Consider the following 12,378-nt stretch of genomic DNA (forward strand, 5'->3'; position numbering starts at 1 on the left):
CGATCCGCGTCCCGGCTCAGGTCGGCAGCTTGAAGTCGGCGACCGAGCGGCGCAGGTCGGCGGCGAGCTGGGCGAGGTTGCCGATCGATTCGGCCGTCTGGCTGGCGCCGCGCGAGGTCTGCGCGGTGATCGACTGGATCGTGTGCATCGCCTCGGTGATGTTGGTCGCGGCCGAGGACTGCTGCTGCGCGGCCGAGGAAATGCCCTCGATGAGGTCGGCCAGGCTGGTCGAGACGTTCTCGATCTCGCCCAGCGCGGTGCCCGCGTCCTCGGCCAGGCGCGCGCCGGCGACGACCTCGGAGGTCGTCTGCTCCATCGAGGTGACCGCCTCGTTGGTGTCGGACTGGATGGTCTGCACGAGCGTTTCGATGCGGCGCGTCGCGCTGGTGGCGCGCTCGGCCAGGCGCTGCACCTCGTCGGCGACGACCGCGAAGCCGCGGCCCGCCTCGCCGGCCGAGGCGGCCTGGATCGCGGCGTTGAGCGCCAGGATGTTGGTCTGCTCGGAGATGTCGGTGATCAGCTCGACGATCGACCCGATCTCCTGCGAGCTCTCGCCCAGGCGCTTGATCCGCTTGGAGGTCTCCTGGATCTGGTCGCGGATCGAATCCATGCCTGCGATCGTCTCGCGCACCACGCCCGCACCCTTGGTCGCGATCCGCACCGAGCGCTGCGCGACGTCGGCCGATTCGGAGGAGTTGCGCGAGACCTGATCGATGCTGACGGCGATCTCGTTGATGCGGTCGGAGGCCGAATTGATCTCGTGCGCCTGGTGCTCGGCGGCGTCGGCCAGGTGCATCGCGGTGGCGCGGGTCTCCTGCGCGCTCGAGGCGACCTGCACCGAGGTGTCGTTGATGGTCTGCACCAGGCTGCGCAGCTGCTCGATCGCGTTGTTGATCGAGTCGGCGATCGCGCCGGTGATGTCCTCGGTGACCGAGGCCTTGACGGTCAGGTCGCCCTCGGCGAGCGCGCCCATCTCGTCGAGCAGCCGCATGATCGCTTCCTGGTTGCGGTTGTTGAGCTCGAGCGAGGTCTCGTAGCGCCGGCGCTGCGCACGGTTGAGCTCGGTCACCAGGCCGGCGATCGCGGCCAGCGCCAGCAGGCCGGCGATGATGCTGATCCACACGTTGCCCAGCAGGCTGCGGTCGCGCAGCGAGCCGAAGGCGGTGAAGGCGTTGAACAGCGCCTCGCTCTCGGCCAGCAGGCGGTCGGAGCCGGCGACCAGTTCGCCGGCGGCGGCCTGGGCCTGGAACAGCTGCTCGCTGCTGGCGAGGATCGCCTCCAGATCGGTGCGCATCTGCGCCCAGGCCTCGTCGGCCCGCGCCAGCGCTGCCAGCGCGTTGCCGTTGGTCAGCGCCTGCAGTTCGCGCGTCGGCTCGCCCTCGCGCAGGCCGGTCATCACCTGCTGGAAGTCCTCGACGTTGCGGCGCAGGCCCTGGCCGGCGACCGCGGCGGCGCTGCCGCCGGCCTGCACCTCGGTCACCCGGCGCGCCATGTCGCCGGCGATCACCACCTGGCGCAGCGCCATGTACACCTGCGAGGACGGCGAGCCGCTGCTCGACATCGCCCGCACCAGTTCGTCGAGCAGCGCCTGCAGCTGGGGGACGCGCTGGCTGAAGCGGTCGGCGTGGCCGGCGAACGCGGTGACCGCGGCCTCGCCGTCGGCCAGCCGCGCCGCGCTCGTGCCCAGCGGCTCCCAGGTCCGGGCCACCGCGCCGATCGGGCCGGACACGCCCGCGGTCTGGCCGTAGCGGTCCTCGAGCTGCCGGATGTCGCTCTCGATCTGCGCCCGGGTCGCGTTGAACGCCGCGAACGCGGCGGCATTGCCGCGGGCCGCCTCCGAGCCCTGGTTGGCCAGCCGCTGGCTGTCCACGCGCAGGTTCGAGGCCGAGAAGCTCGCGCTGCCCAGCTGCGCGGCGCGCCACGTGCCGTAGCCGGTGTTGAGGATGAGGATCGTGCCGGCGACGATCAGCAGCACGACCCAGAAGTTCGTGCCGAGAATGCGCCGCTTGCCTGCGCTGGGATCGACGACTGTGCTCATGCGTTGCGTTTCCTGATCGTGGTGCGCGCCGCGGCGTCAGGCCGCGGCATGTCTGAACTCGGGCGTGCGGGTCAGGCGGTCGAGGCTGAAGACCCCCCAGGTCGCATCGGCCTGCGCATAGGCACGGTCGACGAAGTGCGCATAGCGCCCGCCGGCGACGCGGTCGGCCGGCACCGCATCCGCCTCGAGAAAGCTGCGCTGGCCGAACAGTTCGTCGATCGTGACCGCGACGTCGCCGCCGGGCTGGCGGACCAGCAGCACCCGCTGCCCGTCCTGCAGCACGCTGCGCTCGCCCTCCAGGAACTGCCGCAGGTCGACGATCGGCAGCAGCGCGCCGCGCACGTTGCCCACGCCCAGCATCCACGGCTGCGCGCCGGGCACCGGCGTGACCGGCGGCATCGGCAGGATCTCGACGACCTCGTCGAACGCCGATGCCAGCAGCCGGCGGCCGATGCGGTAGCCGACGCCGCGCCACAGGCCCGGCGCGTCCAGCTGCTCGGGCAGGCCGGCGACGTGCGCCAGGCTGCGCCGCTCGTAGCCGGCCAGCAGCGCGAAGGCCTCGGACGCCGGCCCCGGTGCCTCGGGCACGGTGGCGTTCACCCGCCCAGGACCTGGCGGATCTGCGCGATCAGCGCGTCCTCGGTGGGCGGCTTGACGATGTAGCCCTTCGCGCCCTGGCGCAGGCCCCACATCCGGTCGGTCTCCATGCCCTTGGTGCTGACGATCACCACCGGGATGCCGGCGGTCTGCGGGTCGCGCGCCAGCGCGCGGGTGGCCTGGAAGCCGCTCATGCCCGGCAGCACCACGTCCATCAGCACCAGGTCCGGACGCTCGCGCCGGCACAGCTCGAGCCCGTCCTCGGCGTTGGCCGCCGCGAGCACGACGTGGCCGTGCCGCGCCAGCCACTGGGTCAGCACCGCGGCATCGGTGGGCGAGTCCTCGATCAACAGGATGCGTGCCATGCCTTTCCCCTCAGGCGTCGACGTGGGTGCGGATCGCGTCGAGGAGTTCCTCGCGCGTGAACGGCTTGGTGACGTACCGCTCGGCACCGACGATCCTGCCGCGCGCCTTGTCGAACAGGCCGTCCTTGGACGAGAGCATGATGACCGGCGTGCCGCCGAAGCGCCGGCTGTTCTTGATCAGCGCGCAGGTCTGGTAGCCGTCGAGGCGCGGCATCATGACGTCGACGAAGATGATCTGCGGCTTCTGGTCGACGATCTTGGCCAGCGCCTCGAAGCCGTCGACCGCGGTCACCACGTCCGCGCCCTCGCGCCGGAGCAGCGTCTCGGCGGTGCGCCGGATGGTCTTCGAATCGTCGATCACCATCACCCGCAGGCCGTCGAGGCTTCCGGTGGACGGTCTGTCGTCACTGCTCATGCGCTCGCTGTCCCCTGCGCGTCGCACCGGTCCGGCGCCGCGGCAACGCGGAGTTATCCCAGCGGGCCGCCGGGCTGTCAAGCCGGCGTGAAACCGCCGCGCATGCGGGGCCGGACGCGCGCCGGGCCGGGATGGACGCCCTGATAAGATGCGGCCTTCCCTCCCTTGTGCGGATGCCGGTATGTCGCTGAACGTCGTCGTGGTGATGGACCCGATCGGGTCGATCCGGATCGCCAAGGACACGACGTTCGCGATGCTGCTCGAGGCGCAGCGCCGCGGGCATCGCCTGCAGTACGTGCTGCCCGGCGCGCTGGGCATGGCGGGCGGCGACGCGGTCGCGTCGGTCGCGCCGCTGTCCGTGCGCGACGATCCGGCCGACTGGTTCTCGCTCGGCGCGCCATCGCTGCACCGCTTCGGCGACGGCGACGTGGTGCTGATGCGCAAGGACCCGCCGGTCGACCCGGAGTTCGTCAACGACACGCAGATCCTCAGCGTCGCCCAGCGCCAGGGCGCGCGGATCGTCAACGACCCGCAGGGGCTGCGCGACATGAACGAGAAGCTCGGCGCGCTGGCGTTTCCGCAGTGTTGCCCGCCGACGCTGGTCGGCCGCGACGCCGCGGCGCTCAAGGCCTTCGTCGCCGAGCACGGCGAAGCGGTGCTCAAGCCGCTCGACGGCATGGGCGGGCGCTCGATCTTCCGTGCCGCGGCCGGCGACCCGAACCTCAACGTGATCCTCGAGACGCTCACCGACGGCGGCCGCCGGCTGGCGATGGCGCAGCGCTACCTGCCGGAGATCGTCGACGGCGACAAGCGCATCCTGCTGATCGACGGCGTGCCCGTGGACTACTGCCTGGCGCGCATTCCGCAAGGCGACGAGTTCCGCGGCAACCTGGCCGCCGGCGGCCGCGGCGAAGGCCGCCCGCTGAGCGAGCGCGACCGCTGGATCGCCGCGCAGGTGGGCCCGTCGCTTGCCGCCCGCGGCATGCGCTTCGTCGGCCTGGACGTGATCGGCGACTGGCTGACCGAGGTCAACGTCACCAGCCCGACCTGCGTGCGCGAGCTCGACGCGCAGTTCGGCCTCAACATCGCCGGCCTGTTGTTCGACGCGATCGAGCGCGCGGACTGACAGGCGCACGGGCCCAGGACCGCGCCGGATGAACACGGACGAGCGCCACGGGGTTGAACGCCGGCGTCCAGCCGGGACATCGACGATCCGGACGCCCGCGATGCACGTCGCCCCCCGCGACGCGGCCCCTGCATCGGTCCGCCGTCGTCGCCGCGGCCCCGCGCACGACGCGTCGGACGCATGACGGCGGTTGCGCCGCCCCGGATCGGCGACGACGCGCGCCTGGGCGCGGCGCTGGCGCTGTCGCTGCTCGTGCACGGCCTGCTGGTGCTCGGTCTCGGCTTCTCGACCGAGGACGCCGCGCCAGTGGTGCCGACGCTGGACGTGATCCTGACCGAGACCACGAGCCCGCTGACCCAGGCCCAGGCTGATTTTCTCGCCCAGGCCAGCCACCAGGGCGGCGGCGAACACGAGCGCAGCCTGCGCCCCCGCGAGATGCAGCCCGGCCGGGTGCCACAGCCCGACGGCGGCGTCGCGCCGCTCCAGGTCCGCGCGCAGTCTCCCCGGCCGCGCCCGCCGCCGCGCGAGCGGGTCGTCGCCAGCGCCCGGGGCCAGGCACGCGTGCCGAGCCCCGATCCGGCGCCGCAGGCCGAGCACCGCGCGCTGCCGCCCGGACCCGAGCGGGTCGAGCGCGACCTGGAGATGGCGCGGCTGGCCGCGGAGATCCACCTGCGCTCGGAACGCTACGCGCGCCGCCCCAAGCGCAAGTTCGTCTCCGCGAGCACCCAGGAGTACGTCTATGCGCGCTACCTGCGGCAGTGGGTGGACCGGGTGGAGCGCGTGGGCAACCTGAACTATCCCGACGAGGCGCGGCGACGCGGGCTGGCCGGGCGCCTGGTCATCAGCGTCGCCATCCGCCGCGACGGGTCGGTCGAGCGTGCCGACGTCATCCGCAGCAGCGGCGTGCCGCTGCTCGACGACGCCGCGCTGCAGATCGCGCGTCTCGCCGAACCCTACCCGCCGCTGCCGCCGACCGACGAGCAGATCGACATCCTGCACGTCACCCGCAGCTGGAACTTCCTGCCCGGCGGGGCCCTGGTGGACGACTGAGCGGAGACGACGCGGCCCTCCGGCGGCCATCCGCGACCGGACGGGCATCAGGCCGTCGCGCGACCCCCGGGGATTGGCGCGGCGACGCGTCGGCGGCTCACAGCGGGTGCCAGCCGAAGCCCTCGCCGCGCCGCCAGAACACGCCGCGGGCCTGGCCGTAGATCGCGGCGCTGGGCACGAAGCCGAACCAGCGGCCGTCGAGGCTCGCGCCGCGGTGGTCGCCGAGCACCAGCACGTGCCCCTCGGGCACCCGCAGTCCGTCGATGTCCGGCCCGCCGCCGGCGCCCAGGTCGAGCACCGCCTGGCGCCCGCCGAAGTCCTCGGGCGCGCCGGGCACGGGCGCGAGCGCGACGCCGTTGATCGACAGGTGGCCGTCGACGAGGTCGACGCGATCGCCACCGGTGGCGACGACGCGCTTGATCAGCCGCAGGCCGTCGGCCGGCGAGCGGAACACGACCACGTCCCCGCGCACCGGCGCCTCCGCCGGCCACACGATCCACTCGGTGAACGGCACCCGCAGGCCGTAGGCGCGCATGTCGACGACCACGCGGTCGCCGGGCTGCAGCGTCGGCTCCATCGAGCCGCTGGGGACGTGGTAGTGGTTGGCCAGCGACGAGCGCGCGACCAGCAGCAGGCCGAGCAGGCACACCAGCGGCACGCCCTCGCGACGCAGCCAGGCGCGCACGCGCTGGGCACGGTGCGCGGGGGGACGCGGGCGCGGTGCTGCAGGCATCGGGTGGGACATGTGGGGCCTCCGCATGGGGATGGGCGCAACGCCCAGCATAGGACAGCGGCGACGCGTCGCGGTTCCCGATCAGCGCGCCGCGCGTCGCGCCTGCTGCTGGGCCAGCGTCAGCGCGACGTCGTTGCGCAGGTAGGCCGGTTCGAGCCGCTCCGGGACGACCGCCTCGCCGCGCTCGTACGCAGCCGCGGCCAGCGCGGCCAGGTCGGCGGCATGCGGCAGTGCGGTCGCGTCGATCCGGGCGGCGTCCGCGCCCAGTCGCGCGGCCAGCAGGCCGTCGGCCACGCCGAAGCCGGTGCCCACGCCATGCCAGGCGTCGCCGGTGCCCGGCAGCTCGACCGCGTCGGGCGCGCCGACGCGTTCGTCGCTCGTCGCCACCGGACCGTCGGCCCCCATCGCGAACGCGGCCCGGTAGACCTCGCCCATGCGCGCGTCGATCGCGGCGAGCACGGGCGCGCCCTCGCCCGCGTGCGCGCGCAGTGCGAGCACGGCCAGCGTCGAGGCGGCGACGACCGGGCGATCGAGCGCCAGCGCCACGCCCTGCGCCAGCGCGATGCCCAGGCGCACGCCGGTGAACGCGCCCGGGCCGCGGCTGACCGCGACCGCGTCGAGCTGGCTGCGCGCGATCCCGGCCTCGGCCAGCAGCGCCTCCGCCCACGGCAGCGCGAGTTCGGCATGGCGGCGTGGCGCGACCTCGAAGCGTTGGAGCACGCGCCCGTGGTCCCAGACGGCGACGGAGCAGGCCTCGGTGGCGGTTTCGAACGCGAGCAGTTTCATGCAGGCCGGAATTCGGGATTCGGAATGGGGGATTCGATGGCCGGTGTCGGCTGCTCGATTGTCGCAAAGTCGCCGGCGGGGGGCGCGGCGAAGAACGCGGCGACCGTGGCGATGTCGCGGGTGCGCGGCAGCGGCGGCAGCGAGTCGAGGAACAGCGCGCCGTAGCCGCGGCCCAGCAATCGCGGGTCGCACAGCACCAGCACGCCGCGGTCGCGCTCGGTCCGGATCAGCCGGCCCACGCCCTGCTTGAGCGCGATGACGGCCTGCGGCAGTTGCTCGTCGCGGAACGGGTTGCCGCCGGCGCGCCGGATCGCATCGAGCCTGGCCTCGAACACCGGATCGTCGGGCGCGGCGAACGGCAGCTTGTCGATGACCACCACGCTCAGCGCATCGCCGGCGACGTCGACCCCTTCGCGGAAACTCGCCGCTCCCAGCAGCACGCCGTCGCCCGAATCGCGGAAGCGCTGCAGCAGCACGTGCCGCGGCGCCTCGCCCTGTACGAACAGCGGCCACGGACAGTGCGTCGAGGCCCGCAGCAGCACGGCCGCCTCGCGCAGCGCGCGGTGCGAGGCGAACAGCACGAACGCGCGCCCCTGCGAGGCAGCCAGCACCGGCAGCAGCGCCTCGACCACGGCGCGCGTGTAGTCGGGCGCGGCCGGCGTCGGCAGCCGCGGCGGCAGGTAGCACAGCGCCTGGCGCGCCCAGTCGAACGGGCTGGGCGAGAGCAGCGTCTGCGGCGCCTCGAGTCCAAGCCGCGTGGCGATGTGCGCGAAGCTGCCGTCGACCGCCAGCGTCGCCGACGTGAACACCCAGGCGGCCTGCGACCGCCCGCGGTGGGCGCGCAGCGGCGCCGACACGTCGAGCGGCGTGCGCTGCAGGCGGAACCCGCGCGGCGTCAACTCGTACCACAGCACGCTGTCGTCGCGTGCGTCCCCGTCCGGCGGCGCGGCGGCCTCGCCGGCGTCGTCGTCGAACATCGCGCCGGCCGCGGCGCCATCGTTCCAGCGTCGCAGCCGCGTCAGGCACAGCGCCGCGCGCGCATGGCAGGCGTCGAGCCCCGGCGAGGCCTCGCGCAGGGGCGCCAGCACGTCGCGCAGGTGCGCCAGCGCCTCGTCGAGCGCGTGCAGCGCGTCCTCGACCGCCGGCTCGTACAGCGCGCGGTAGCGGGTGCCGCGCGACGGCAGGCCGTCCATCGCCGTCCGCAGCCCGCGCGCCGCGCCGTCGAGCGCCTGTGCCGGCAGCTGCAGCACCGGCAGCGCGCCGGGCACGTCGCGACACTCGGCGACGGCATCGCGCGCCAGCCCGACCAGCGGCCGCGCGCTCAGCCCGTCGCCGAAGAACTGCGCGGCGAGTTCGGGCAGCTGGTGCGCCTCGTCGACGATGAAGGCCTGCGCCCCGGGCAGGATCTCGCCGAAGCCCTCCTGCTTGAGCGCCAGGTCGGCGAGCAGCAGGTGGTGGTTGACGACCACCACGTCCGCGGCCTGCGCGCGCTGGCGCGCCCGCACCACGAAGCATTCGCTCCAGAACGGGCAGTCGTTACCGAGGCAGTTGTCGACGGTGGAGGTGACCATCGGCAGCAGCGGCGTGTCCTCGGGCAGGCCGTCGAGCTCGGCGACGTCGCCCAGCCGCGTCCGGCCGGCCCAGGCGACAATGCGCTGGAACTGGCTGCTCTGCGACGGCGTGATCTGATCGCGCGTCGCCAGCCGCGGCGCCCCGCGCGCCTGCTCGAGCCGGTACAGGCACAGGTAGTTCGCGCGCCCCTTGAGCAATGCGCTGCGCAGGCCGCTGCCGAGCGCGTCGCGCACCCGCGGCAGGTCGCGGTGGAAAAGCTGGTCCTGCAGCGCCCGGGTGCCGGTCGAGACGATGGTCTTCAGTCCCGACAGCAACGCCGGCACGAGATAGGCGAAGGTCTTGCCGGTGCCGGTGCCCGCCTCGGCCAGCAGCGTCGCGCGCTGGTCGAGCGCGTCGCCGACCGCCATCGCCAGCGCCTGCTGCGCCGCACGCGGGCGGAACGCGGGGATGCGCACCGCCAGCGGGCCGCCTTCGACCAGCGCCTCGCGGCTGCGCACGGCCAGGCGATCGGCAGTCGGCTCCATCACCCCGTCGCGCCCCGGGGCCGGGCTCAGTAGCGCTGCGGACCGGCGACGCGGCAGCCGTCGGCCTGCGCACGCGCGGCCGCGGCGCCGTCCGCGTCTCCCGATGCGAGCCGGACCTGCTCGAGCGTGATCCAGTGCCTGCGGCACAGCGGGCCGACCTGGCTGCCGATCGCGTGCGCGCGCTCGGCCAGCGCCGCGGCGCGCGGGAAGTCGCGCTGCAGGACCGCCAGTTCGGCGCGCTCCTGCAGCAGCGCCGGATCGTCGTGCACGATCTCCAGGGCCTGATCCAGCGCAGCCGTCGCACCGGCGACGTCGCCCTGGCCCTCGAGCGCGCCCGCGCGTTCGCGCAGGTCCTCGACCATCGGATCGCGCAGCGGCTGCACCGCGAGCTCGCCGTCGCCATCGCCGCTCGCGCCGCGGATCGCCGCGACCATCGCCTGCGGCGAGAGCGTCGTCGCCGGCGGGGCGGACGCCGGCGCGACGGGCGGTTGCGTGGTGCACGCGGGGAGCACGAACGTAGCGGCGCAGCAGGCGGCCCGGAACAGGATGGACGTCATCGGGGCAGGTCCTCGACAGGCGGCTGGGGCGCAGGCTGGGGCGCCGGTTGCGGCGGCGGCGACAGCTGCGGTTGCGGTTGCGGCGGCGGCGGCGCATCGTCTCGATCGCGACGGCCGAAGCCGAACCACTCGCGCCAGCCGCGCCGCTCGGTCTCGATCGGCGCCCCGCTCGCGTCGACAGGGTTGCCGTTCTCGTCGACGTAGGTCGGTTGGCCGTCATAGTAGCCGCGGCACGACTGGTACGGCGGCGCGTAGCCGGCGGCGAACGCGAACCGGCGTGCGCCGGGGCAGTCGGCATCGGTCGCGTTCGACTGCGCCACCCACTGCCATTCCAGGCCCTCGCTGCCCACGTCGAGCGGCGCGCTGGGCAACCGCGCGAAGATGCCCGACCACACCCGCATGGCGCCCGTCGCGCCGTACAGCCCGGTCTGCTCGTTCTGGTCGTTGCCGACCCAGACCACGCCCAGATGGTCGCCGGTCCAACCGGCGAACCAGCTGTCGCGGCCGTCGTTGCTGGTGCCGGTCTTGCCGGCGGCGTTGAGCCGTCCCAGGCCGTCGTTGACCAGTTGGCGCGCGGTGCCCGAGGTCACCGCGTGCTGCAGCGCCAGCGTGACCACGCGCGCCGAAAGCGCGTCACTCTGCTGCGCCGGGCTGGGCCGGGTGTCGTAGCGGTTGACCACGCGCCCCTGTTCGTCGATGACGCCGCGCACGGTGCGCAGCGTCTGCACCTCGCCGCCGGAGGCCAGAAACTGGTACAGCTGGGCCATCGCGTAGGGGCTCTGGTCCATCGCACCGAGGATCAGCGCCGGGTTGGCCTCGGCGCGGATGCCGGTGAGCATGTGCACCACGTCGGCCAGCGCGGTCGGCCCGACGTCCATGCCCACGCGGACCGTGGACTGGTTGTAGGAGTGGGCGAGCGCGTCGATCAGGCGCACCGTACCGTGGCTGCGACCGTCGGAGTTGCCGGGCGACCAGCGCTTGCCGTTGTCGAGCGTGACCGTCACCGGGGCGTCGTCGACCCAGCTGGCCAGCGAATAGCGCGTGGGATCGCTGAGCGCGATCAGGTAGACGAACGGCTTGAGCAGCGAGCCGACCGGCCGGTGCGCCTCGAATGCGCGATTGAACCCGTGCTCGCTGGGCACGCGGCTGCCGACCGCGGCGACGACCTCGCCGCTGTGCACGTCGGTGAGCACCAGGCCGGCCTGCAGCTCCGGGCGTCGACGCGTGCCCAGGTCCTTGAGCGTGCGCACCGTCGCGCCCTCGGCATAGGCCTGGGCCGACGGCGCCATCGCGCTCATCACCGACAGGCCGGCGCCCTGCAGCGCGCCGGCCGGATAGTCGTTGGCGAGCTGGCGGCGGATCAGGTCGACGTAGGCGGGAAAGCGGTTGGCCGCGATGCTGCCGGGCGTGTCGGTCACGCCCAGCGGGCGCGCCAGCGCGCGGTCGTACGCGGCCTGGTCGATGAGGCCGCTTTCGCGCATCTTGCCCAGCACGAAGTCGCGCCGCGCCTGCGCGCGCTCGGGCTGGCGCCGCGGATCGTAGTACGACGGGCCGCGGATGATGCCGACCAGCAACGCGACCTGCTCGGTCTCCAGGTCGTCGAGGCGGCGGCCGAACCAGAACTCGGCACCGGCGGCCACGCCGTGGATCGCCTGCGCGCCGCGCTGGCCCAGATACACCTGGTTGAGGTAGGCCTCCAGGATCGCGCCCTTGTCGTAGCGCGCCTCGATCAGCAGCGCATAGAGGACCTCGTTGAACTTGCGCGTGTAGGTCTGTTCGCGCCCGATGCCCAGCAGGCCGCTGCGCGCGAGCTGCTGGGTCAGCGTGCTGGCGCCCTGGCGCGCCTCGCCGGCGCGCAGGTTCACCAGCGCCGCGCGCGCCATGCCGCTCAGGTCGATGCCGTGGTGGTGGGCGAAGTCCTTGTCCTCGACGGCCTGCAGCGTATCGGTGAGCAGCTGCGGGACCTCCTGCACGCGGACCAGGCGACGTTCCTCCTGCCGCTGTCCGTAGAGCGTGGCGATGCGCGCCGGGTCGAGCCGCGCGGCCTCGATCGCACGTCCGTCGCCGTTGTGCAGGCGCGACACGCGGCCTTCGGACAGCGAGACCTGCACGCGCGCGGGCGCGACGACGCCGTCGACGTCGCGGAAGCCGCGGCTGGAGATCGTCCAGCGCGCACCCTCGGTGGCGTAGGTGCCCGGCTTGACGCCGTCGCCCTCGCGATACCCGGCCGCGGCCAGTTCGGTCTTCAGCGTCGCGGCGTTCATCGCCACGCCCTGCGCCAGCTGCAGCGGCCGCGCATACACCCGCGTGGGCATCTGCCAGCGCAGCGCGCCGAAGCGCTCGCCGACCTGATGATTGAGATACAGCGTATAGGGAATCAGGAACCCGAGGCCCAGGCCGACCAGCGCCAGCATCCAGGTGACGACGCGGCGGCGCCAGGCCGGCGGTGGCGGTGCGTCGTCGAGATCGTCGTCGTCTTCGTAATCGATCCGGGCCATGGATGTCCTGCACCCGCGGCGGCGGGTCGAAGTGGGTGCCACAATAGCGCCGGGCAGTCTATCCCAGCGCCCCGGGGCGGGATCGGGCCGCCTCCCGATCAGTCAGCTGGAGTTCCG

11 protein-coding genes are annotated in these 12,378 nt (G+C 73.6%); 2 read left to right on the top strand and 9 right to left on the bottom strand.

The genetic code is table 11. The features are described from left to right. Positions 1 to 16: 16 nt before the first annotated feature. Genes WQ56_RS11970 through pilG form a run of 4 tightly spaced genes read right to left on the bottom strand, consistent with a single transcriptional unit; the run spans position 17 to position 3,415 of the window. The gene (locus WQ56_RS11970; RefSeq protein WP_047137348.1) at positions 17 to 2,038 is read right to left on the bottom strand and encodes a methyl-accepting chemotaxis protein; all 2,022 of its coding nucleotides are present in this window, start codon (positions 2,036 to 2,038) and stop codon (positions 17 to 19) included. Positions 2,039 to 2,074: 36 nt separating this feature from the next. Continuing rightward, on the bottom strand, positions 2,075 to 2,638 hold the full coding sequence (locus WQ56_RS11975; protein WP_231583408.1) for a chemotaxis protein CheW: 564 nt from the start codon (positions 2,636 to 2,638) through the stop codon (positions 2,075 to 2,077). Beyond that, complete coding sequence (locus tag WQ56_RS11980) at positions 2,635 to 3,000, bottom strand: response regulator (RefSeq protein ID WP_047137349.1); 366 nt, start codon at positions 2,998 to 3,000, stop codon at positions 2,635 to 2,637. Before WQ56_RS11980 ends, WQ56_RS11975 begins: the two co-directional genes overlap by 4 nt. Before the next feature lie 10 nt (positions 3,001 to 3,010). Beyond that, positions 3,011 to 3,415 (bottom strand): twitching motility response regulator PilG, encoded by a 405-nt coding sequence (gene pilG, locus WQ56_RS11985; protein ID WP_082132378.1) that lies wholly within the window; start codon positions 3,413 to 3,415, stop codon positions 3,011 to 3,013. A gap of 181 nt (positions 3,416 to 3,596) precedes the next feature. Between pilG and gshB the strand changes: the two genes are divergently transcribed. Further along, on the top strand, positions 3,597 to 4,541 hold the full coding sequence (gene gshB, locus WQ56_RS11990; RefSeq protein WP_047137351.1) for a glutathione synthase: 945 nt from the start codon (positions 3,597 to 3,599) through the stop codon (positions 4,539 to 4,541). A gap of 180 nt (positions 4,542 to 4,721) precedes the next feature. Next, complete coding sequence (locus tag WQ56_RS11995) at positions 4,722 to 5,591, top strand: energy transducer TonB (protein WP_047137352.1); 870 nt, start codon at positions 4,722 to 4,724, stop codon at positions 5,589 to 5,591. Positions 5,592 to 5,688: 97 nt separating this feature from the next. Here the strand turns inward: WQ56_RS11995 and lepB are convergent, their stop codons facing one another. The 5 genes from lepB to mrcB form a co-directional block, all read right to left on the bottom strand. Further along, entirely contained in the window at positions 5,689 to 6,324 is a 636-nt protein-coding gene (gene lepB / locus WQ56_RS12000) for a signal peptidase I (RefSeq protein WP_047137353.1), read from the bottom strand. A gap of 81 nt (positions 6,325 to 6,405) precedes the next feature. Beyond that, positions 6,406 to 7,110, bottom strand: a complete 705-nt coding sequence (gene tsaB / locus WQ56_RS12005; protein ID WP_047137354.1) for a tRNA (adenosine(37)-N6)-threonylcarbamoyltransferase complex dimerization subunit type 1 TsaB — start codon at positions 7,108 to 7,110, stop codon at positions 6,406 to 6,408. Further along, positions 7,107 to 9,206, bottom strand: coding sequence for an ATP-dependent DNA helicase (locus WQ56_RS12010; protein WP_082132379.1), 2,100 nt, complete (start codon positions 9,204 to 9,206; stop codon positions 7,107 to 7,109). Before WQ56_RS12010 ends, tsaB begins: the two co-directional genes overlap by 4 nt. Positions 9,207 to 9,232: 26 nt before the next feature. Beyond that, positions 9,233 to 9,763 carry a hypothetical protein gene (locus WQ56_RS12015; RefSeq protein ID WP_047137355.1) on the bottom strand — a complete coding sequence of 177 codons (531 nt, stop codon included), beginning with the start codon at positions 9,761 to 9,763 and terminating at the stop codon, positions 9,233 to 9,235. Next, positions 9,760 to 12,261 carry a penicillin-binding protein 1B gene (gene mrcB, locus WQ56_RS12020; protein WP_047137356.1) on the bottom strand — a complete coding sequence of 834 codons (2,502 nt, stop codon included), beginning with the start codon at positions 12,259 to 12,261 and terminating at the stop codon, positions 9,760 to 9,762. Before mrcB ends, WQ56_RS12015 begins: the two co-directional genes overlap by 4 nt. Positions 12,262 to 12,378: the final 117 nt, after the last annotated feature.

The sequence above is a fragment of the Luteimonas sp. FCS-9 genome, assembly GCF_001014645.1.
Classification (GTDB): Bacteria; Pseudomonadota; Gammaproteobacteria; order Xanthomonadales; family Xanthomonadaceae; genus Luteimonas.